Below are 21,351 nucleotides of genomic sequence, written 5' to 3'. Positions count from 1 at the left end.
GCGCGTCCCTCCGGTCAAGCTGCTTGATATCGGCAGCCAAACGTATCTTGTTGATCGCCGCTTTGACCGCTACTGGGCAGAGCCGGGACAGGTGTTGGCCGAAGGGAGGAAAGCTGGGCCTATGACCCCAAACCCCGACGGCCGGAGGCAAGCGCGAAGAAGGCCGGATTGCCTATTGTTCTGCGTTGACGCTGATGGGGTTGCACGAGCACGATGCGCCCAACAGCTCGTATGCGGACATCTGCCAGGCCATCCGCAGGCAGGTGGCCATGCCATTCATCGACCGCGATGTGAAGGAAATTTTCCAGCGCATGGTGTTCAACATCATCGCCAATAACAACGATGACCATCTGCGCAATCATGCCTTCATCTACGACGTGGCAGCCAAGGGCTGGCGGCTGAGCCCTTTGTACGATGTGCTGCCGATGAATACGGTGGCCCATACGCGCTATCTGCATCTGTCGGTGGGGGACGAAGGCCGGGTAGCCACCCTGGACAAACGCCTTGTCGCAATGGTCGGCCTTCCATAACTCGCGTGCTGAAGCCGTTGAGGCGATGCACCATGTGTGGGTGGCTACACGCGCTTCGCTGGAGAAGTTTGAGCAATTTGGCGCATCCGATCGTGACTTGGCGTATGTGAGGGCAGCCTTTCGGCGGTTGGATGACTTGGCGAGTCCAGTGTTGCGGCGGGAATTGCGTGAGCTTTAGGCTCTGTCTTGGTTGGTCTCACCGTTGTTTTTGGGTGGTGATTGTTTATTGGTGTTATTTACTACTGCGTAGGGCAGTTGGCCGGATATGCGCCCGGCGGCGCAGTCACTTTCATTTGGCGCCAAATGAAAGTAACCAAAGCAAAGGCGCCCCTGCTGCTTGCGACCCTTCGCGTTGCGAAGGGCAACCTGTGTCGTGGCATTTGTGGGGTGTGCCGCGAAACTCTCTACGCGCCAAGGCGCTCCGTTCGAACAGACGCGGCAGCTAGTTGACGAAGCGCTGGCACTCTGCGGTGCCAGCGCCACCCCACAAACACCACGCCCCAGGCGCATGCAAAAGGGGTATTTGGGATAGCGTCTTTGGGTGGTGGAGGGGATGCTGTCTTTGTCTGGTTGGCTGGCCGTTGTGCTGGTTTATGGTTTTGTTTACTACTGCGTAGGGCTGCTGGCCGGGATGTGCGCCCGGCGGCGCAGTCACTTTCATTTGGCGCCAAATGAAAGTAAACCAAAGCAAAGGCGCCCCTGCTGCTTGCGACCCTTCGCTTTGCGAAGGGCAACCTGTGCCGTGGCGTTTGCGGGGTGTGCCGCGAAACTCACTACGCGCTGAAAGCGCTCCGTTCGAACAGACGCGGCAAGCTAGTTGACGATGCACTGGCACTCTGCGGTGCCAGTGCCACCCCGCAAACACCACGCCCAGGCGCATGCAAAAGGGGTGGGGCGGGACAGCTTCTTTGGACTTTTTTGGGGCGCGGCTCTTGCAGGCTGTTGGGTATTGGGCGCCTGCTTGTCCCCTCTCGCAGCGCCGAGGAGATCAGAGCATGGGGTGGTTTGGCTGCCGAAGAGCAGCCAAAACTTCGTGAACTGACTTGCGGCCGCTGTTTGAACGGAGCGCCTTGGCGCGTAGTGAGTTCGGCCGCACAGCCCATGCTCTGGTCCCCGCAGGTTGCCCCGGGCACTTCGCTTGGCGAAGTGTTCGGGGTCGCTGGGAGTGGGGCAGCCTTCTTTTGGGTACTTTTCTTGGCTGGGCAAGAAAAGTACCTCGCCCGCCGGGGCGAGACCCGGCCAGCAGCCCTACATCAGTAGTAAACAGCGCCCATTAATAGGCACTGTTAACAGCCAGCAGAAAAGCGCAAATCAAGAAGCGCAGTTCAGGTACCGGTCACTTGACCGGAATAACCGTAGAAGAGGCACCGCCACCGCCGTCACACTGTTCTGCGGCGAGCCCTCAATGACCTTGTCCGAATACGTCATGTACACCAAGGTATTGCGCGCCGCATCCACCATGCGCACCACCCGCAACCGCTTGAACAGCAGCGAAGTGCGCTCGCTGAACACCTCCTCTTGCTGCTTCAAAGGCTTGTCGATACTGATCGGCCCGGCCTGCACACAGGCAATCGAGGCTTCGGAGCGGTCTTCTGCCAGGCCCAGTGCGCCCTTGACGCCGCCCGTGCGGGCGCGGGAGACATAGCAGGTCACGCCCTTGACCAAAGGGTCGTCATAGGCCTCGACAACGATCTTGTGGTCGGGGCCGATGAACTTGAACACCGTGTCCACCGAGCGATGGTGTCCGGTTGGGCCCAGGCGGCGGTGGCGGCCAGGCAGCCTGCGGCGGCGAGGGTGCGGCGCCAGGAAGAGGTGATCAGCATGGAGGGCGTCCGAAAAAAGAAGAGAGGGCTGCACCGGCGCGCTGGCCGGTGCATGCGGGGTCCGGATCAGGCCTGAGCGGCGGCTTGGGCCACGTGGCGCTGCAGGTGCTCGAGCGCTTCTTCGACCTGGTCGACCAGCACCAGGCAGAGGTCGCCCGGTTGCAGGCGTGCGAGCGCGTGGTCGATGGCGATGAACTCGCCGTGGATATCGGTCACGTAGCTGGTGCGGCTGGCGCCTTGCAGGCCCTGGCGCAGCAGCGCGATGACTTCGCCGTCGGCGCGGCCGCGCTGGCGGCATCCTGGTAGAGGATCACATCGTCAAAGGCCTCGCCCAGCATCTCGGTCTGCACGCGGATGTCTTCGTCGCGGCGGTCGCCGGCGCCGCTGATGACCACGCTGCGCTTGTTGGCGGGCATGGCTTCCACGGCCATGGATCAGCGCGCGGATGGCATCCGGGTTGTGGCCATAGTCGGCAATGATCGTCGCACCGCGGTAGTCCATCACATTGAAGCGGCCGGGGCGTTGTCGCTGTCATTGACAAAGCCGGCGAGGCCTCGGCGGATGGTCTGCCAGGGCAGGCCGGCGGCCCAGGCGGCGCCAATCGAGGCCATGACGTTCTCGACCTGGAAGGTGATCGCGCCATTGCGGGTGATCGGGATCTCGCGCAGCGGGATCGACTCGCGCCAGGAGCCTTCGGCGGCCACGATGCTGTCGCCATCGACATACACCACGCGGCTGCCTTGGGCGCGGTGCGTGGCCATCACGGGGTGGTGACGGTCAGCGGCAAAGAAGATCACCTTGCCGGGGCAGACATGGGCCATCGCGGCGACCTGCGGGTCGGCGGCGTTGAGCACGCGTAGCCAGTGGGGGCGACGTTCTGCACGATCACGCGCTTCAAGACCCCCACATCTTCCTTGGTGGTGATGAAGTTCAGACCCAGGTGGTCGCCTTCGCCGACGTTGGTGACCACGGCCACCTGGCAGCGGTCAAAACCCAGGCCTTCGCGCAGAATGCCGCCGCGTGCGCATTCGAGCACGGCCGCATCGGTCTCGGGGTGGGCCAGGGCGTTGCGCGCGCTGCGCGGGCCCGAGCAGTCGCCGCTGTCGATCTGGCGGCCGTTGACGTAGACGCCATCGGTGTTGGTCATCGCGGTGCGCCAGCCGTGCGAGGTGAACAGATGGGCGATGACGCGGGTGGTCGTGGTCTTGCCATTGGTGCCGGTCACGGCGACGAGCGGGATGCGGCCGTCGTTGCCGGCGCTGAACATCTCGTCAACCATCGGCACGCCGACATGGCGCGGCTTGCCGAACGAAGGCGCCAGGTGCATGCGCAGGCCAGGGGCGGCGTTGACTTCGACAATGCCGCCACTTTGCTCTTCGAGCGGCTTGAGCATGGTCTCGCAAACCACGTCCACGCCGCAGATGTGCAGGCCAATGGTCTGGGCCGCTTCGATCGCGCGGGCGGCAATTTCGGGGTGCACGTCATCGGTCACATCGGTGGCGCGCTGCCGCCAGTGGACAGGTTGGCATTGTTGCGCAGCACACGCGCTGGCCCTGGCCGGGCACGCTGTCGGGGGTCATGCCTTCGCTGGCAATGCGGGCGATGGCGATGTCATCGAGGCGGATCTTGGTGAGCGCCGTGCCGTGGCCGGTGCCCCGGCGCGGGTCCTGGTTGACCAGGTTCACCAGCTCGCGGATGGTGTGCTGGCCGTCGCCCAGCACCTGGGGCGGCTCGCGGCGGGCCGCGGCGACCAGTTGGCCGCCCACCACCAGCAGGCGGAAGTCGTGGCCGGGCAAAAAGCGCTCGACCATGATCTCGTCGCCAAATTCGCTGGCCGTCTTGTAGGCCGCTTCCAGGCCTTCGCGGGTGGTGATGTTGACCACCACGCCCTTGCCCTGGTTGCCGTCCTGGGGCTTGACCACGACGGGCAGGCCCACTTCCAGCGCCACTCGCCAGGCCTCTTCCACATCGGCCACGGGGCGGCCCATGGGCACGGGCACGCCGGCGGCATGCAGCAGGCGCTTGGTCAGGTCCTTGTCCTGCGCAATGGATTCGGCCACGGCGCTGGTCGAGTCGATCTCGGCCGCCTGGAAGCGGCGCGCCTTGGAGCCCCAGCCCAGCTGCACCAGCGAGCCGCTGGTCAAACGGCGAAACGGGATGCCCCGAGCGACAGCGGCATCGACGATGGCGCCGGTCGAGGGACCGATGCGCTCGTCTTCATCCAACTCGCGCAGCGCCGCAATGGCGGCGTCGGCATCGAAGGGGCTGTCGTTCAAGGTGGCCTGGATCAGCGCTTCGGCCTTTTCCATCGCCAGCTTGCCCACCGCTTCTTCGGTGTATTCGACGACAACCTGGTAGGTGCCGGGCTCAGTGGTTACATGGGTGCGGCTGAAGGTGACCGGGCAGCCGGCCTGCGCCTGCAGCGACAGCGCGGCGATTTCGAGCACATGCGCGAGCGACAGCGCCTGGTCGGCGCCATGGGGCTGAAGCGGGGCGATATTGGGGAAGCGCGCACGCAGTTTTTCTTCAAAACCAGGGATGGTGCTGTAGCGCTGTTCGCTGTCTTCACAGCGCACGATGGTCTCGATGGCGGTGCTGCGGGTCCAGAGGTTGGGGCCACGCAAGGCACGGGTGCGGGAGAGCTGCATAGTGTTTCTTTCAGATGGAGGGCCCGCTGAATCAGCGGGCCGTGCATGCTTGTCGTCGTGGAGAGCCGTGTCCGGCGTATCAGGCGTTGTACTCGAAGGTCTTGATACCGGCGCCGATCAGATCGGGGTGATATCCAGCGCCCAGGCCGTGGCGATGGCGGCAAGCAGGGCCGAGGTGTCGGGCTTCTTGCCACCCGGCAGGCTCAGCGCATCGAGGGTTCCCAGCACGCGCTCTTGCGCGCCGGTGGCCAGCACCACATTGTTGCCCTTGATGAGAACGGCGCGGCCGCCTTCGTGCTGGGCTTCGGTGTTGGCGCGGTGGGTGGCCACGGCTTCGTTGTTCGCATCGGTGGTGTACAGCACCACTTCGCCGTCGCACAGCTCGGCCAGGTCAGCCACTTCGGGCAGGTCGGCATTGAGCACGCCGGCGCCATCGCTCAGCACCACATCGATCTGGGTGCGCATCACGCGGCGCATCTGGCCGGCTTCGAGCACATCGTGGTCCGCCAGGCTCTCAAAGCCTTGCATATCGGTCACCACACCGACCAGGCAGCGGTCGTAGGCCAGGCCTTCTTCCAGGATGGAACGGGCCGTCGTCTGGATCACCGCAGCCTGCGCCAGGCGGTTGGTCAGCAGGCGATGGGCGCCGGCCCAGTTGGCGGTATTGGTCTTCTGGGTCTGGCGGTTGGACAGGAACATGCCCTCGTCGCTGGCCACGCCGGTGAGCTTGCCCGACAGCTGCAGCAGCCAGCCTACGAGGCGCGCGATGAACGCATTGTTCTGCGTGCCGACAATGCCGACGATCGGGATACGGCCCGCGCCGGCACCTTCTTCGCGCGGGAAGAGGTGGTCGGCAATGGCCATGCCGACCGGGCGCGGCGCGCCGCTGGTGGGCTTGAGGTGCATCAACAGGCCCGGGCCAGCGTTGACTTCGAGAATCGCGCCCTGGCCTTGCATCGGCTGGGAGACGTCCTTCAGGATCATGTCCATGCCGGCGATGTCCAGGCCGACGATCTTGGCCGCCAGCACCGCGTAGTAGGCCACATCCGGGTGCACGTCATCAAGGCAGTCGATGGCCATGTTGCCATTGCGTTGCAGCAGCACGCCCTGGCCTTGCGGAATGACCGAATCGGGCGTGACATGCTGGCGGTTGAGTTCGAGCTTGACGGCGCCGGCTTCGAGCTTGATCCAGTCGAGCGGGTACTCCTGCTCGGGGCCTCGGCGGGGGTCTTCGTTGAGCACAGCCACCAGCTCGCGCAGGTGGCCTTGCCATTGCCGTAGACGCTGACGGGTCTCACCTTGGTGGCCGCGACCACCTTGTCGCCCACACCAGCAGTCGGTGCTCGACGCCGTCGATGAACTTCTCGACGATGACATCCGAGCCTTCGGGCTGGGCCAGCGCAAACGCGGCCTTGATATCGGCCTCTTGCGACAGCTCCAGGGTCACGCCCGGGCATGATTGCCGTCAGACGGCTTGACGGTGACGGGGAAGCCGATTTCCTGGGCCACTTCCCAGGCTTCTTCGGCGGTGGCCACGATCTGGCCTTCGGGCACCGGCACGCCGCAGGCGGTCAGCAGGCGCTTGGTGAAATCCTTGTCCTGGGCAATGCCTTCGGCAATCGCGCTGGTCTGGTCTGACTCGGCCGTCCAGATACGGCGCTGCGCAGCGCCATAGCCCAGCTGCACCAGGTTGCCATCGTTGAGGCGGATATGGGGAATGCGGCGCTCGCTGGCGGCATCGACGATGCAGCGGTCGAGGGGCGAGGTAGCGGTCATTGATCGCCGTCTTGATCGCATGGACCGCCGGCTTGATGTCGTAGGGCTCGTCGTTGATCGCGGCCATCAGCAGCTGGTGGCCATGCTCCAGCGCGACGCGGGCCACGGCCTCTTCGGGGCAGCGGAACACCATGCGGTAGACGCCGCGCTTGGAGATCTCGCGCGTCTGGCCAAATTCGGCCGGCATGCCCGCCAGGTTGAGCAGCTCGATGATCACGTGCTCCATCACATGGCCCATCCAGGTGCCGCCTTCGAGGCGCTGGATGAAACCGCCGCGTTCACCGACGCCGCAGGTGTGCTCGATCAGGTCGGGCAGCCAGGTGGTGAGACGCTCGTTCAGCCCGGGGATCTTGTTCGAGGGATAGTCCTCCAACTCTCCAAGGTCCAGCCAGACCTCCAGTACGGGCGGTAAGTCCAGACGCTGGGGCCGCGCAAAAACGTGGTGCGCAAGAGTTGGATGGTATTGAATTTCGCCATATCGATCAACGGATAAACATAAGTAACAATTCCGGGGGGAATCGCCGTAGATGGGAAAGCATTGTGCGCCCAAATGAGGCAGATTAATCGCTGTCAGCCTATTGGGGCTGTCAGACGTTAAAGACAGATGAGGGCGGGGCGACCCATGCCGCCGTTCGCCACAATAATATGCGGTTGTTCACCGGACCACTGCCACCGCCCCGTGCGGAGAGAAAAAACGCCATATGCAACATCTTCATTCCGCGGACGCGTCAGCATTCTTTGCGGGTCCGCTAGGAACCCAATTGCGAGCCAAGCTCAACACCCTGGAAAACGTGCTTGCCGTCACTCCCGTTGACTGACCTCGGATTTGCGCTTCGGCAGCGGCCAGGTGGTACTGACTTCTGAACGCCTTCTGGCCTTTGATCCCGATGCCCAACAGTGGAGTGAGTGGGCGCTATCGCCCGATTTGAGTCTGCGTTTTTTTGACCATGGCGGCGTAGGCAGCCTGGAGCTCCATGACAGCGCGCAGCGCCTGGGCCTGTGGGCGCATCACCTTGAGCCACCAGACGGCGGTGCTGGGCCTGATGCAGCAGTTCGAGCGCCAACGTGAGCGCTTGCTGCGCAACGAGGCCTACCAAGTGGCCGAGGACGAGCGCTCGCTGTGCCCGGTCTGCGGCAGCGTGCTGCCCCCCGACAGCGAAGAATGCCCGGCCTGCGCCCGCCAGCAGAATGCACCGACCTCGAGCTGGGTGCTGCTGCGCCTGTGGCGCTTTGCCAAAACCTACAAAATGCAATTGTTGTTGGGTTTCGTCCTGACGCTCTGCACCACGGCTGCCCAGCTGGTGGCGCCGTACCTGACGATTCCGCTGATGGACAAGATCCTGATCCCGTTCCAGAACGGCGAGAAGATCGATGCCGGCCTCGTGCGTTTCTACCTGGGCGCGCTGCTGGTCTCGGCACTGATCGCCTGGCTGCTGGGCTGGGCGCGTACCTTTGTGCTGGCACGCGTCTCCGAGCGCATTGGCGCCAACCTGCGCACCACCACCTACAACACCTGCTCAAGCTCTCGCTCGATTTTTACGGCAGCAAACGCACCGGTGACCTGATGGCCCGTATCGGCGCCGAAACCGACCGCATCAACCTGTTTCTCTCGCTCAACGCGCTGGATTTCGCGACCGATGTGCTGATGATCGTGATGACCTCGGCGATCCTGTTCTCGATCAACCCCTGGCTGGCCCTGGTGACCCTGGTGCCGCTGCCCTTTATCGCCTGGATGATCCAACGGTGCGCGACAAGCTGCGCACCGGTTTCGAGAAGATCGACCGCGTCTGGTCCGAAGTGACCAATGTGCTGGCTGACACGATTCCCGGTATCCGCGTCGTCAAGGCCTTTGCGCAGGAGCAGCGCGAGGCCGACCGCTTTGCCGCTGCCAACCAGGTCAACCTCGAAGCCAATGACCGCGTCAACAAGACCTGGTCGCTGTTCACCCCCACGGTCACCTTGCTGACCGAAATCGGCCTCTTGATCGTCTGGGCCTTTGGTATCTACCTGGTGGCCGGTGGCTCGATCACTGTCGGTGTGCTGACCGCCTTTATCGCCTACATCGGCCGCTTCTACACGCGTCTCGATTCGATGAGCCGCATTGTGTCGGTCACGCAAAAGGCCGCTGCCGGCGCCAAGCGCATCTTCGACATCCTCGACCATGTCAGCAACGTGCCCGACCCGGTCAACCCGGTCAAGCTGGGCAAGGTGCAGGGCGCCATCACGATGGAGAACGTCGGTTTCCGCTATGGCAGCCGCACCGTCATCAAGGACCTGAACCTGCAGATCCGCCCCGGCGAGATGATTGGCCTGGTGGGCCACAGCGGCTCGGGCAAAAGCACCCTGGTCAACCTGATCAGCCGCTTCTACGACGTGACCGACGGCTCGATCCAGCTCGATGGCGTCGATGTGCGCCGCATCGCCGTGTCTGACTACCGCAGCAATATCGGCCTGGTGCTGCAGGAGCCCTTCCTGTTCTTTGGCACCATTGCCGAGAACATTGCCTACGGCAAGCCCGATGCGACGCGCGAAGAGATCGTCCGCCGCAGCGCGCGCCGCCCATGCGCATGAGTTCATCCTGCGCCTGCCCCATGGCTATGACTCGCTGGTTGGCGAGCGTGGCCAGGGCCTGTCCGGCGGTGAGCGCCAGCGTATCTCGATTGCACGTGCACTGCTGATCGACCCGCGCATCCTGATCCTGGACGAGGCGACCTCGGCGGTGGATACCGAGACCGAAAAGGAAATCCAGCGTGCGCTGGACAACCTGGTGCAAGGCCGCACGACGATTGCGATTGCCCACCGCCTGTCGACCCTGCGCAAGGCCGACCGCCTGGTGGTGATGGACCGTGGCGAGATTGTCGAAGTCGGATCGCATGACACGCTGATGGCCCAAGAGGGCGCCTACTGGCGCCTGTACATGGCGCAGGCGCGCCGCGCCGAGGAAGATGCCGAAGCCGCTGGCGTGGTCACCGCGCGCGCTGCGGGCGTGACCTATGACATGCAGCCCCTGCCCAAGTCCCATGTGGACGGGTCCGATGACAACCGCTGATCAGCAGCCCAGGAAAGCCCTTTCATGACAACCATTTCCTCTCCGCTGGCGCTCAGCCGCAATCCCTTTGGCCGCCTGGTTCTGGACAAGGACGGCAGGCCCCACCAGGTCAACCCGGTGCGCGCCTTTCCGCTGTCGGCCCCATCGCTGGGCATCTCCCTGGTCGGCGAAGACGGCAAGGAGGTGCTGTGGATCGCTGACATGGACGCGGTGGACCCGGCGGCCCGCGCACTGCTCAACGAAGACCTGGCCGCGCGCGAGTTCCAGCCGCTGATCGAGCGCATCGTCAGCGTCTCGACCTTCTCAGTCCCCAGCATCTGGACCCTGGAGACCGACCGGGGCCCTGTCCACATGACCTTGAAGGCCGAAGAAGACATCCGCAAGCTGCATGGCCGCCAGAACCTGCTGATCACCTCGGCCGATGGCGTGCACTACCGCCTGCCCGATACCAACCGCCTCGACAAGGCGTCGCGCAAGCTGCTGGAGCGCTTTTTGTAAGCAGCCTCTACCGCAAGCTGCAGTGCGGGGCCTGGAATTGCGGGCCCTTGCCTTTTTGCGGGCCTTGTCCCTTTCGGTGCTGCTTTGCCTGGCATTTACAGGCATAATGCAATTCATTTGCAATAGTGGCCGTCGTCTGCGCGGCCACTGGTTTGATTGTCTGCCCGGCCTGTGTCTTCCCTGCGCGCTCTCCACCCCCTGTCTGTCTCGGCGCATGCGCCGAGGCCGCTGCGTGGCTGGGCGATGGCGCTGCTGTGCTGGCTGTGTTTTGCGCAGCTGTGCCTGCCGCTCTTGGGCAAGGTCCATGACATCAGCCACCTCCATGCCCGCGCGCTGCAGACGGCTGCGGCCACGGCATCGGCTGGCGAGCGTGACGGCAGCGATACCGTGGTCAGCCCCGGCCATGGTGCGCATGACCTGTTTGGCAAGCATTCCGAGGCCGACTGCCAGGGCTTCTCGCACATGGCGCTGGGAGCTGGCCTGCTCTGCGATGCGCTGCAGGCTCCGTTGCTCGCGGCGGCGCAGGAAGCGGCACCCACCGTGCTGGCCATCTTGCTGCGCCAAAGCCCGGCGCTGTTCTTTGCGCGCGGCCCTCCCTCTCTCTCCCCTCTTCGTTCCAGTGACACGGCCCTTAGCCCTTGACCTTTGATGGTGCAGGGCAGCGCAGGCCGGTCTGTCTTGTTTTTTCGCGCAGCTGCCGGCGCCACTGCGCCGGGCCGGTTCAGCCAGCAGTGCTGGGCTGCGCGCGCACATGCGCTGGATGCATGTGCTTTTCGAGGGGTAGACCATGGGTTTCCATGCACAACAGGCGCAGCCGCTGGTGGCGCGCACAGCAATTTTGAAGCCACAGGCGCGGGATCTGCGCCCGGTCGCAGCCGCCGTGATCGGCCTGCTGCTGGGCAGCGCCGCGCTGGCGCAAAACGCCGAGGGCAGCACGCCGGCAACGGCCACAAACACCACCACCTTGCCCGAGGTGACGGTATCGGCCAGCGGCACCAACCGGACGGTCGACTACATGACCACGCCGGTGACGGTGCTGCAAGGCGATGAGCTGGTGCAAAAACGCGGTGCCAGCCTGGGCGAGACCCTGGCCAATGAGCCCGGCATCCAGGCCACGCACTTTGGTGCCGGTGCCAGCCGCCCGGTGATTCGCGGCATGGATGGTGCGCGGGTCAAGGTGCTGAACGATGGCGCGGTGATCCAGGATGCCTCGACGATCAGCCCCGACCATGCCGTGGTGAGTGAGCCCATGCTGGCCACGCAGATTGAGGTGCTGCGCGGCCCTCGGCACTGATCTATGGCGCCGGTGCGATTGGCGGCGTGGTCAATGTGCTGGACAACAAGATCCCCACCAAGGTGCCCGAGAAGGGCTATGAAGGCCAGGTCGAAGTACGTGCCGGCACGGGCGCCAACGACGCGGCGACGGCTTTGTCGCTGACGGCTGGTTCGGGCCCCTTTGCCCTGCATGTGGAGGGCATGGCCGCAATGCCGATGACTACCGCGTGGGCAGCGGCTGGGGCCTGGGCAACAAGGTGGATGGCAGCCGCGCGCGCGCAATGCCGGCGGCAGCATTGGCCTGTCCTGGATAGGCGACAGCGGCTATGTGGGCCTGGCCTACACCCGCACCCAGGCACGCTACGGCCTGCCGGCCACAACCACAGCTTTGAAGGCTGCCACACCCACGGCCTGCACCTGCACTGCGGCGGCCATGATGGCCATGACCATGGGGATGACGACCATGACCACGACCATGACCATGAGGAAGAAGGCGTGCCGGTGGTGGACATGCACAGCGAGCGCTATGACCTGCGCTCCGAGTGGCGCCAGCCGTTTGCCGGCGTGTCGGCCATCCGTGTGCGCGGCGGCGTGACGCGCTACCACCACGACGAGATCGAGGGTGGCGAGATCTCCACCAGCTTCAAGAACCGCGCGCATGACATGCGTGTCGATGTGCTGCATGAACCGATTGCCGGCTGGACCGGTCTGGTCGGCTTTGAGGCCGCGCAGCGCCGCTTCAGCGCCACCGGTGAGGAAGCCTATGTGCAGCCGACCCGCACGCAAAGCCAGGGCGTCTACCTGCTCGAAGAGCGCCGCTTTGGTGACTTTGGTGTCGAGGCCGCACTGCGCCACGACTGGCAAAGCGTCTACGCCAACGACGACGGCCTGGTGCGCAAGCACAAGGGCAATTCGGTGTCGCTGGGCGGCAGCTGGCGCTTTATGCCGGGTTACCGCCTGAGCGCCCATGTCACCTCGGCCAGCCGCCTGCCCACGGCCGAAGAGCTGTATGCACGCGGCCTGCACATGGCCACCTCGACCTATGAGCTGGGCAACCCCGACCTGCGCAAGGAGCGCTCGGGCAATATCGACATCGGCATTGCGCGCACTGCGGGCGACACGACCTACTCGGTCAATGTCTACCGCAACCGCGTGAACAATTACATCTATGGCCGCACCGTCGATGAGCATGAAGGCCTGCAGCTGCTGCAGTATGCGCAGCAGACCGCCACCTTCACCGGTCTAGAGGGCCAGATCCAGCACCGCATCAATGCGAACTGGACGGTGGGCGCCACCGGTGACCTGGTGCATGCCAAGCTCGAAGACGGCAGCAAGATCCCGCGCCTGGCTCCCGCCCGCGTAGGCTTGCGCGTGGCCGGCAAATGGGCCAACTGGAGGAGCGAAGCGCAGTGGCAGCTGGTCAAGCGCCAGAACAAGGTGGCCGATTACGAGACCGAGACCCAGGCTACGGCATGCTGAACTGGCGCGTGAGCTACCACCAGACCTCCAGCGATGGCACGCCATGGCAGATTTACCTGAAGCTGGAACCTGACCAACAAGCTGGCGTACGTCCACACCTCGTTCATCAAGAACGCGGCGCCGCTGCAGGGCCGTGCAATTTCTCTGGGCTTTATCAAGCAGTTCTAAGCCTCTGAAAACCCAGGCCTGAACGCCAAAGCCGCTGTCTCGATCAGGAGCCAGCGGCTTTTTTGCGTCTGCGGTGGCTAGAGCGGATCAGAGGTTGGAGATGCCGCTGCTGACATGGCCGGCCGGCACATGGGCCGCCGCGCTGGTGGCATGGCCCGTCTGGTCGTCAAAGAAGAAATCGGGCTCGAACTCGCGCAGAAATTCGCCCTTGGCCAGGCCGCCCAAGAAACATGGTTTCATCAACGCCGATGTTCCAGTCCATCAGGGTGCGGATGGCGCGCTCATGCGCGGGGGCGCTGCGGCGGTGACCAGCGCGGTGCGGATGCGCATCTGGCTTTGCGTATCTTGCTGCAGCCGGTGGAGCGCCGCCAGCAGCGGCTTGAAGGGGCCATCGGCAGCGGACGGGTGGCATGCTCGATCTCATGGCGCTGGAACGCATCCAGCCCCTGGCCTGGAAGACACGCTCGGCCTCGTCCGAGAACAGCACGGCATCGCCGTCAAAGGCAATGCGCACTTCTTCGGGGTTGCCGTCCTGCGCCTGGGCCGATTCGGTCAGCACACGTGCGGCCGGAAAGCCCAGCTGCAGCGCCTGCTGCACATCGGTGGCATTGGCCGAGAGGAACAAATGCGCGCCCAGCGGCTTGAGGTAGCGAAAAGGATCGCGCCCCTGGGTGAACACGCCCCGCTGGATGGAATGGAGCCATGGGCTTGCAGCTGCGGAACACCCGCATGCCGCTGACCGGGTCATTGCGCGAGAGCAGCACCACCTCGACCTTCTGTGCCGTGCCGCTGTTGAAAGCCAGCAGCTTGCGCACCAGCGAGAACGCCACCCCGGGTGGCGCGGGGGTCTCCAGCCGCTGCAGCTGCAGCCGGGCATAGGCCTGGTCCTTGTCCTGCTCGAAAACCCGGTTTTCTTCTTCAAAGTTGAACAGCGCCCGCGACGAGATCGCGACCACCAGCTTGTTTTCGAGAGTGGCAGCCATGGCCGTCCTTGTTGCTGAACTGAGGGCCAATATAGCGCAGTCTTCCCAATCAACAGAGGTACTTTCTCCAGGGGCTAATACGGCCCAGCCAACCCAAGGTTGGCGGTTGAAGCTAGGCGCTCCCAACGACGCGTGAAGCCGCAGGCAGTACTGAAAGTACGACAAGGCTTGGCGCGGCCGGCCAGGCAACGACGTATCAAGGGCTGTATTAGTCCCTCTCAATACCAGGCCTGGGAGAACTGCGAGATCACCCGCCCCAGATGCTGCTGCATCGCCTGGCGCGCCTGCGCGGGCTGGCGCTCGGCAATCGCGGCAAAGATGGCCTGGTGGTCCTTGAGGCTGGCCTCGCGCAGCTGCTCGGAGTGGAAATGCTGCTCGATCTTGTCCCAGCGCGGGTCCTGGCGGGCGTTGTCCCACATGGCCTCCACCATGTGCTGCAGCACGCGGTTGCCGGTGGCCTCGGCAATGGCAAGGTGAAAACGCCGGTCGGCCGCGTCGTAGGCGTCCTTGTCGGCCAGCTGCAGGCGCATGGTGGCAAGGGCGTCGAGCATGCGGTCCAGGTCGGCATCGCGGCGCTCGCTGGCAGCGGCTGCGGCAATCTCGGCCTCGACCAGCACGCGGGGCGCGCAGGGTTTCCAGCGGGCCGGGGCCCGTGGGCACATCAAAGGCGGGCAGGCGGCTGGGGCCGCTGGCACCCGTGGGCTGCAGGTAGATGCCCGAGCCCAGGCGCACCTCGACGAGGCCCTTGCACCTCCAGCGCAATGATGGCCTCGCGCACGGCAGTGCGGCTGACGCCAAACATATCGGCCAGGGTGCGCTCCGAGGGCAGGCGCTGGTCGGCCGCCGCGCTGTCTGTGGCAGTTTCTTCCAGGATTTTTCTGGCGAGGTCCTGGTAGGACCTGACACCGGTGGTGCGGCTGTCGTCGTCAACCGTCGGGACCAGCTTGTTGGGCATCTTGCGCGTATTCCGTATTCCGTTCATCGGCCGGTCCGACAAAACCGGAAGGGCCAGCAGCAGTGTAAGCCGCCGTCCGGCCCCAACGCGGCAAATACCGGACATAGTGGTAAACCATCAATCTAAATGGTCTAGCCAGTTTGTAGAATTGGTCTAACCAGATTTTTGATTGCAGCAAAAGGTTTTTCATGAAGATGTCGTTTCGTTGGTTTGGCAGCGCAGACCCCGTGTCCCTGGCCTATATCCGCCAGATCCCCGGGGTCACGCATATCGTCTCGGCGATCTACGACGAGCCGGTGGGCGCCGTCTGGCCGCTGGCCAAGATCGAGGCGCTCAAGCAGCAGATTGAAGACGCTGGCCTGGCTTTTGAGCTGGTGGAATCGGTTGCCGGTGCACGAGGACATCAAGCTCGGCCGCGACAGCCGCGACCAGCTGATCGCCAATTACCAGCAAACCCTGCGCCATCTGGCCGCCGCGGTGTGCAGGTGGTTTGCTACAACTTCATGCCAGTGTTTGACTGGACGCGCACCGAGCTGGCCAAGCAGCTGCCCGATGGCTCCACCTGCCTGGCCTTTGACAGCCGCCAGGCCGACAGCATCGATGCGGAAAAGGCATCTCGCTACCCGGCTGGGACAGCAGCTACCGCAGCGATGAGCTGCAAGGCCTGCTGCAGGCCTACCGCAGGTCGATGCCGAGCAGCTCTGGCAGAACCTGGCTTATTTTCTGCAGGCCGTCATCCCGGTGGCCGAGGAATGCGGCATCAAGATGGCCATCCACCCCGATGGACCCACCGCGCCCGATCTTTGGCCTGCCGCGCATCGTCAAGAACCGCGATGACCTCGCCCGCATCGTCGACCTGATCGACAGCCCCGCCAATGGCCTGACCTTGTGCTCGGGCTCGCTGGGCGCTGGCCCGCAGAACAATGTCGAGGCGCTGGTGCGCGAGTTTGGCGGGCGCGGCCGCATCCACTTTGCGCATATCCGCAATGTCAAGGTATCGCCCGAGGGCGACTTTGAAGAAACCGCGCACCTCTCGACCTGTGGCTCGCTCGATATCGCGGCCATCGTCAAGGCCTACCACGATGTGGGCTTTGCAGGCTATGTGCGCCCGGACCACGGCCGCATGATCTGGGGCGAAACCGGCAAGCCCGGCTATGGCCTTTACGACCGGGCGCTGGGCGCGTCTATATCAATGGCCTGTGGGAGGCGGTGGACAAGTTCTCGCCCGAGCAGCAAGACAGCGCAGTGCCTGCTGCAGTCTGATTTCACACCAAGGAGACATAACAATGACGACCGTTCAACTATCGCACGCCATGCTGCGTCGCAAACTGACCCTGGGTCTGGCGCTGGGCGCCAGCTTGATCGGCGCGGGCGCCCCGGCGCTGGCGCAGACCGCCTACCCGACCAAGCCGGTCACCCTGATGGTGGGCTTTCCGCCAGGGGGGCAGACCGATTTTGCCGCCCGTGTGCTCAGCAACAGCCTGGCGGCCAATCTGGGCCAGGGCGTGGTCATCGAGAACAAGGCCGGCGTCAACGGCAACCTGGGCTCGGCCGACATCATGCGCTCAGCCCCGATGGCTACCGCATGCTGGTGGGCAATGGCTCGATGACGGTGACCCGCACGTCTTCCCGACCTTGGGCATTGTGGACCCGACCAAGTTTGTGCCCGTGGGCATCTTGCTGCAGTCGCCACTGGTGCTGGTGGTGCCCACCTCGTCGCCTGTCAAGGACTTTGCGCAGTTTGCGGCCCTGGTCAAGGAGCGCGCCAAGGCTGGCAAGGGCGTGGACTATGGCACGCCCGGTGCGGCTCGCTGGTGCACCGAGCTGATGCGCGAGCGCCTGGGCAGCCCGGCGATGAACCATGTGCCCTACAAGGGCAGTGGCCCTGCCGTGATCGACCTGATGGCCGGCCGCATCGAGGCCATGTTTGATGCGACCTCGGTGTTTGATCCGTATATCAAGTCCGGCAAGGTGCGCCCCATCCTGGTCACCAGCAGCAGCCGCGTGGCCTCGCTCCCCGATGTGCCGACCCCCGCCGAAGTGGGCCTGAAGGATTTCGAGATCATCTCCTTCATCGGCATGTACGGCCCGCCCGGCACCCGCCCTGAGGTGGTGCAAAAGCTCAACGCTGCCATCAACACGGTGCTGAAGGAACCTGCGGTGATCCGCAGCTTTCAGGGGCGCGGTGACCAGCCTGGCGGCGGCACGCCCGAGCAGCTCGACGCGATGACGCGCGCGCAGTACAAGCTCTGGGGCGATGTGGTCAAGGCCAACAAGATCCACGCCGAGTAAGAGTCGCTAACACAACCCTTGATACGTCGTTGCCCTGCCTTGTCGTACTACTGTACTGCCTGCGGCAGGACGCCTAGTCTCAACCGCAAACCTGCGGTTTGCTGGGTCGTGTTAGCGACTCTAAAGGGGCCCCGCTGGCCTTGGCAGAGCCAAGCGGGGTCAGACGGTGGCTTAACGCACAAACTGGTTGAGCTGGATGATCGGCATCAGCACCGCCATCACGATGATGCCGACAATGATGCCCATGCCGACGATCAGCAGCGGCTCCAGGATGGTGGCCAGGCGCATCGCGCGGCGCTTGACATCGCCAGCCAGCTGGTTGGCCACGCGCTGCAGCATCTGCGGCAACTCGCCGGTCTGCTCGCCCAGGCGGGCAAACATCGACAGCAGCGCGGGGAAGCGCTTTTTCTGCGCCAGGGCCGAGGCGAGCGGCGCGCCCTCGCGCACCTGGTCCAGCGCATCGATGGCATCCTGGCGCATCGCCTGGTTGGAGACGGTCTGCGCAGCGGCCTGCAGCGCCTTCAAGATGGGCACGCCGGCATTGCTGAGCATGGCCAGGGTCGAGGCAAAGCGGGCGGCGTTGTAGTTGCGCGAGAGCTTGCCGACGAACGGCAGCTGCAGCCAGCCGGCATCAAAGCGCTGGCGAAAGGCGGGCTGGCGCAGCGACAGGCGCAGCAGCACGGTGCCGACAACCGCCAGGCCCGCGCCCAACCACCACCAGTGGCGGATCAGATCGCTAAAGCCCAGCATGATGCGGGTGAGCGCGGCAGCGCATGCTTGGTGCCCGAGAACACCTCGGCCACCTGGGGCACCACATAGCTCATCAGCACCATCACCACGACAAAGGCAAAGCAGTGACGATGGCCGGGTAGAGCGAGGCACCGATGAGGCTGTTCTTGAGCTGGTCGCGCTCTTACCAAATCATCGGCCAGCCGCGACAGCACCTGGTCGAGGTGGCCGCTGTGCTCGCCCGCATCGATCACGGCGCGGTATATCTGCGAAAAATCACGGGGGTAGAGGGCCAGCGACTTGGCAAAGGTGGAGCCGCCATTGACTTCGGCGCGCAGGCTGGCCACCAGCTGGCGCTGGGGCTCGCTGTCGATCTCTTCCATCAGCGCGGTCAGCGCGCGCTCGAGCGGCAGGCCCGAGCTGATGAGGCCGGCGAGTTGGCGCGTCCAGACCGCCAGGCCCGTGGCATTGAAGACCGCACGCCGGCTGCGCACCATGCTGGCACCGCTGTCGTCGACATCGCCCAGCGGCTCGACCGCCAAGGGCACCATGGCCTGGGCACGCAGCAGGCTGCGCGCGGCCTTGGCGCTGTCGGCTTCGATCATGCCCTTGCGGGTCTGGCCCTGGGCGTCTAGAACTTCGTACGAAAAAGCGGGCATGGGGCAGGTGGATAAAACAAGGTGGCTCCATGGCCACCCCGGGCTATTGTGCCTGATCCCATGGCATGCAGATGGCAGTGGCCCGATCAGGCAGCGGCTGCGGCGGGCATCTCTGCGGGGCCATCGAGCGCATCGGCGCGCTGGGCAGAGGGGCGCTGCAGCAGCGGCAGCGCGTAGTCCTGGAACTCGGGCAGGCTGGGCAGGGTGCCTTCGTGCATGCTCCAGCCGATATAGCTGGCCAGGTACAGGTCGGCGGCGGTGAAGTGGTCGCCACAGGCATAGCGCTTGCCGGACACCGCCAGCTGCAGGCTGCGCAGCACATCGTCAAAACGGCCATAGCCGGCCGACAGTGCCTGGCGCTCGGTCTGGTTTCTGCAGCCAGCCTTCGGCCTTGGCGGTGGACACCGCCTCGACCGGGCCCGCCACCAAGAACAGCAGCGGTAGTAGCTGCCGCGCTCGGCGCTGCCCAGCGCCGGTGCCAGCTTTTTCTCGGGATAAAGATCGGCCAGGTAGGCGAGGATGGCGCCCGTCTCGGTCACCATGGTGTTGCCATGCTGCAGTGCCGGTACCTTGCCCATGGGGTTGAGCGCAGGTAGTCGGGCGACTTCATCGTGCCGCCAAACTCCAGCCGCACCGGCTCGTAGACGGCATCGCACTCCTCGAGCATCCAGCGCACCATGCGGGCGCGGGACTGGGGTGGTAGAAAAAGCGCAGCGGGGCGTTGTGGGGGGTCATGTCTTGGTCCTTCGGGTGACTGGCAAAATCGCCATGCCCGTAGGTTAGGCAGGGAGGCTGACAGAAACTGTCAGCAGCTGGCATCAAGCCGCAGATCAGCGCTTAGGACCAGCCGTCCAGCGTATAGCGGTCTCTGCCAACACTGCTGGATCAGGCTATGCCGGCTTTGCGGGTAGCGCTCCTGCAGCTCCTGCATCGCATGCACCCGGTCGGCGCGAAAGTGGCGAAAGCCCTGGCGCAGCTCGCACCAGGCAGAGACCACCCGGCTGCGGTCGAAATAGGCCATCGCAAAGGGCCAGACCAGGCGCTCGGTCAGGCGGCCGTGCTGGTCCTCATAGTGCAGCACCACCTTGTGCTCGGCACGGATCGCGCGGCGCAGCCCGGTCTGCCAGTGCTCGGGCGGGGGGCTGGGCTGCATGTTGGGGACCATCAGGCCGCTGGTGTCGACTGCGATGCGCAGCTCCAGCGGCAGGGCGCTGCGGATGCGGTCCATCGCGGCGCTCGCCGCACTGGCCAGCTGCGGGTCGGCCTGCAGGCTGCCCAGCGCGCGCCCAGCAGCAGGGCTCGAGCTCATCGGCGTTGAACATCAAGGGCGGCAGCAAAAAGCCAGGCCGCATCTCAAAGCCAATGCCTGGATCACCCTCGATGGCCGCGCCTTGCTCGCGCAGGCTGGCGATATCGCGGTAGAGGGTGCGCAGGCTCACTTCCAAAGTCAGGGCCAGCGCCGGGCCAGTTTGGGGCTGGCGGGCGCGGCGCAACAGATCGAGCAGGCGGAGCAGACGGGCAGGGCGGGACATCGCGCAAGCATAGCCGGTCTGCCAGGCCTGCCATAGACTCAGGCTGGCGCTTTTTGCCCGATCTCGAAATTGGCCTGGATCTCCAGCGCGCGCACCAGGCCGGAATGGTCCCAGCCCGCGCCGCCATGGGCCACGCAAGCTGTTGAACAGCTGCTGCGCCTGGGCGGTGTTGGGCAGCGCCACCCCCAGCTGGCGCGCGCTGGCCAGCGCCAGGTTCAGGTCCTTTTGGTGCAGCGCGATGCGAAAAACCGGGATCAAACGTGCGATTGATCATGCGCTCGGCATGCACTTCGAGAATCTTGGACGAGGCAAAACCGCCCAATAGCGCCTGGCGCACCCGCGCTGGGTCGGCACCGGCACGCGATGCAAACAGCAGCGCCTCAGCCACTGCCTCGATGTTCAGCGCGACGATGATCTGGTTGGCCACCTTGGCGGTCTGGCCGTCGCCATGGCCGCCGACCAGGGTGATGTTCTTGCCCAGCGTCTCGAACAGCGGTTTCACCCGTTCAAACGCCGCCTCCGGCCCGCCGACCATGATGGACAGCGTCGCATCTTGGCCCCCACTTCGCCGCCCGATACCGGCGCATCCAGGTACTGCGCGCCCAGCGCGCTGATGCGTTTGGCAAAGTCCTTCGTAGCGACCGGCGAGATCGACGACATATCGACCACGATCTTGCCGCTGCTGCCCTTGAGGCCGGCGGCCAGGCCATCGGGGGCAAACAGCACCTGCTCGACGTCGGGGGTGTCGGGCACCATCACAAAGACGATATCGGCCCGCTCGGCCACGCCGCGCACCGATGTGCATTGGGTGGCGCTGCTCTCTGCGATGGGGGCCGGCACCTTGCACGCGTGTTGATGAACAGCTGGTGTCCGGCGGCAATCAGGTGGCTGCACATGGGCGCGCCCATGATGCCAGGCCGATAAAGCCCAGTTTGAGTGGCGTTGCATGCATGCA

Annotated in this window: 12 protein-coding genes and 11 pseudogenes; 10 read left to right on the top strand and 13 right to left on the bottom strand. The window is 64.7% G+C overall.

From position 1 onward, the window contains the following. Positions 1 to 167: 167 nt before the first annotated feature. Positions 168 to 530: a HipA domain-containing protein gene (locus ACFODQ_RS02030; protein ID WP_377014765.1), complete on the top strand. Its 363-nt coding sequence runs from the start codon at positions 168 to 170 to the stop codon at positions 528 to 530. A gap of 1,336 nt (positions 531 to 1,866) precedes the next feature. Here ACFODQ_RS02030 and ACFODQ_RS02025 read toward each other — a convergent pair. The 3 pseudogenes from ACFODQ_RS02025 to cphA (ACFODQ_RS02015) form a co-directional block, all read right to left on the bottom strand. After that, positions 1,867 to 2,353: pseudogene (locus tag ACFODQ_RS02025) on the bottom strand (CreA family protein). 66 nt (positions 2,354 to 2,419) lie between these two features. Then, positions 2,420 to 5,001: pseudogene (gene cphA / locus ACFODQ_RS02020) on the bottom strand (cyanophycin synthetase). A gap of 79 nt (positions 5,002 to 5,080) precedes the next feature. Next, positions 5,081 to 7,254, bottom strand: a pseudogene (gene cphA, locus ACFODQ_RS02015) (cyanophycin synthetase). A gap of 497 nt (positions 7,255 to 7,751) precedes the next feature. On the opposite strand from cphA (ACFODQ_RS02015), the gene ACFODQ_RS02010 reads away from it, so the two are divergent. From ACFODQ_RS02010 to ACFODQ_RS01980, 7 genes and pseudogenes are all read left to right on the top strand, one after another. After that, positions 7,752 to 8,342 carry a hypothetical protein gene (locus tag ACFODQ_RS02010; protein ID WP_377014761.1) on the top strand — a complete coding sequence of 197 codons (591 nt, stop codon included), beginning with the start codon at positions 7,752 to 7,754 and terminating at the stop codon, positions 8,340 to 8,342. After that, positions 8,291 to 8,790 (top strand): annotated as a pseudogene (locus ACFODQ_RS02005) (ABC transporter transmembrane domain-containing protein); the annotation flags it as partial. The gene ACFODQ_RS02010 and the pseudogene ACFODQ_RS02005, both read left to right, overlap by 52 nt. Positions 8,791 to 8,868: 78 nt before the next feature. Continuing rightward, positions 8,869 to 9,348, top strand: a complete 480-nt coding sequence (locus tag ACFODQ_RS02000) for an ATP-binding cassette domain-containing protein (protein ID WP_377014763.1) — start codon at positions 8,869 to 8,871, stop codon at positions 9,346 to 9,348. Beyond that, a complete protein-coding gene (locus tag ACFODQ_RS01995; protein ID WP_377014759.1) occupies positions 9,296 to 9,826 on the top strand; it encodes an ATP-binding cassette domain-containing protein in 531 nt (176 codons plus the stop codon). Before ACFODQ_RS02000 ends, ACFODQ_RS01995 begins: the two co-directional genes overlap by 53 nt. Before the next feature lie 24 nt (positions 9,827 to 9,850). After that, a complete protein-coding gene (locus tag ACFODQ_RS01990; RefSeq protein WP_182345009.1) occupies positions 9,851 to 10,324 on the top strand; it encodes a DUF1854 domain-containing protein in 474 nt (157 codons plus the stop codon). A 171-nt stretch (positions 10,325 to 10,495) separates the two neighbouring features. After that, positions 10,496 to 10,966 (top strand): hypothetical protein, encoded by a 471-nt coding sequence (locus tag ACFODQ_RS01985; protein WP_377014757.1) that lies wholly within the window; start codon positions 10,496 to 10,498, stop codon positions 10,964 to 10,966. 145 nt (positions 10,967 to 11,111) lie between these two features. Then, positions 11,112 to 13,246 (top strand): annotated as a pseudogene (locus tag ACFODQ_RS01980) (TonB-dependent receptor domain-containing protein). An 87-nt stretch (positions 13,247 to 13,333) separates the two neighbouring features. Here ACFODQ_RS01980 and ACFODQ_RS01975 read toward each other — a convergent pair. The 4 genes and pseudogenes from ACFODQ_RS01975 to ACFODQ_RS01960 form a co-directional block, all read right to left on the bottom strand. Continuing rightward, the gene (locus tag ACFODQ_RS01975; RefSeq protein WP_377014755.1) at positions 13,334 to 13,486 is read right to left on the bottom strand and encodes a 5'-nucleotidase; all 153 of its coding nucleotides are present in this window, start codon (positions 13,484 to 13,486) and stop codon (positions 13,334 to 13,336) included. Then, a complete protein-coding gene (locus ACFODQ_RS01970) occupies positions 13,413 to 13,994 on the bottom strand; it encodes a 5'-nucleotidase (protein ID WP_377014753.1) in 582 nt (193 codons plus the stop codon). Before ACFODQ_RS01970 ends, ACFODQ_RS01975 begins: the two co-directional genes overlap by 74 nt. A 19-nt stretch (positions 13,995 to 14,013) precedes the next feature. Next, positions 14,014 to 14,229, bottom strand: a pseudogene (locus tag ACFODQ_RS01965) (5'-nucleotidase); the annotation flags it as partial. A gap of 218 nt (positions 14,230 to 14,447) precedes the next feature. Next, positions 14,448 to 15,184, bottom strand: a pseudogene (locus ACFODQ_RS01960) (FadR/GntR family transcriptional regulator). A 188-nt stretch (positions 15,185 to 15,372) separates the two neighbouring features. Here ACFODQ_RS01960 and uxuA point away from each other — a divergent pair. Together uxuA and ACFODQ_RS01950 are read left to right on the top strand one after the other, a co-directional pair. After that, a pseudogene (gene uxuA, locus ACFODQ_RS01955) lies at positions 15,373 to 16,447 on the top strand (mannonate dehydratase). 201 nt (positions 16,448 to 16,648) lie between these two features. Beyond that, positions 16,649 to 17,476, top strand: coding sequence for a Bug family tripartite tricarboxylate transporter substrate binding protein (locus ACFODQ_RS01950; RefSeq protein WP_377014751.1), 828 nt, complete (start codon positions 16,649 to 16,651; stop codon positions 17,474 to 17,476). Positions 17,477 to 17,647: 171 nt separating this feature from the next. Here ACFODQ_RS01950 and gspF read toward each other — a convergent pair. From gspF to ACFODQ_RS01920, 6 genes and pseudogenes are all read right to left on the bottom strand, one after another. Then, positions 17,648 to 18,864 (bottom strand): annotated as a pseudogene (gene gspF / locus ACFODQ_RS01945) (type II secretion system inner membrane protein GspF). An 86-nt stretch (positions 18,865 to 18,950) separates the two neighbouring features. Further along, positions 18,951 to 19,442, bottom strand: coding sequence for a glutathione S-transferase family protein (locus ACFODQ_RS01940; RefSeq protein WP_377014749.1), 492 nt, complete (start codon positions 19,440 to 19,442; stop codon positions 18,951 to 18,953). Continuing rightward, on the bottom strand, positions 19,400 to 19,531 hold the full coding sequence (locus ACFODQ_RS01935) for a hypothetical protein (RefSeq protein WP_377014747.1): 132 nt from the start codon (positions 19,529 to 19,531) through the stop codon (positions 19,400 to 19,402). The genes ACFODQ_RS01940 and ACFODQ_RS01935 overlap by 43 nt, the downstream gene beginning before the upstream one ends. A 138-nt stretch (positions 19,532 to 19,669) precedes the next feature. Beyond that, positions 19,670 to 20,173, bottom strand: coding sequence for a helix-turn-helix transcriptional regulator (locus ACFODQ_RS01930; RefSeq protein ID WP_377014745.1), 504 nt, complete (start codon positions 20,171 to 20,173; stop codon positions 19,670 to 19,672). A 109-nt stretch (positions 20,174 to 20,282) separates the two neighbouring features. Further along, positions 20,283 to 20,654: pseudogene (locus ACFODQ_RS01925) on the bottom strand (NAD-binding protein); the annotation flags it as partial. A 55-nt stretch (positions 20,655 to 20,709) separates the two neighbouring features. Next, positions 20,710 to 21,344: pseudogene (locus ACFODQ_RS01920) on the bottom strand (NAD(P)-binding domain-containing protein); the annotation flags it as partial. Positions 21,345 to 21,351: the final 7 nt, after the last annotated feature.

Source organism: Comamonas sp. JC664, from assembly GCF_042647185.1.
The sequence above is the reverse complement of the archived record's forward strand: the minus strand, read 5'-3'. Positions and strand labels throughout refer to the sequence as shown.

Bases quoted from the DNA above. Each gene is read 5' to 3' on its own strand.
- ACFODQ_RS01940 (WP_377014749.1), bottom strand. From the start codon at position 19,442: ATGGGCAAGGTACCGGCACTGCAGCATGGCAACACCATGGTGACCGAG.
- ACFODQ_RS01990 (WP_182345009.1), top strand. From the start codon at position 9,851: ATGACAACCATTTCCTCTCCGCTGGCGCTCAGCCGCAATCCCTTTGGC.
- ACFODQ_RS01975 (WP_377014755.1), bottom strand. From the start codon at position 13,486: ATGAAACCATGTTTCTTGGGCGGCCTGGCCAAGGGCGAATTTCTGCGC.
- ACFODQ_RS01995 (WP_377014759.1), top strand. From the start codon at position 9,296: ATGCGACGCGCGAAGAGATCGTCCGCCGCAGCGCGCGCCGCCCATGCG.
- ACFODQ_RS01930 (WP_377014745.1), bottom strand. From the start codon at position 20,173: ATGAGCTCGAGCCCTGCTGCTGGGCGCGCGCTGGGCAGCCTGCAGGCC.
- ACFODQ_RS02010 (WP_377014761.1), top strand. From the start codon at position 7,752: ATGACAGCGCGCAGCGCCTGGGCCTGTGGGCGCATCACCTTGAGCCAC.
- ACFODQ_RS02000 (WP_377014763.1), top strand. From the start codon at position 8,869: ATGAGCCGCATTGTGTCGGTCACGCAAAAGGCCGCTGCCGGCGCCAAG.
- ACFODQ_RS01935 (WP_377014747.1), bottom strand. From the start codon at position 19,531: ATGCTCGAGGAGTGCGATGCCGTCTACGAGCCGGTGCGGCTGGAGTTT.
- ACFODQ_RS01970 (WP_377014753.1), bottom strand. From the start codon at position 13,994: ATGACCCGGTCAGCGGCATGCGGGTGTTCCGCAGCTGCAAGCCCATGG.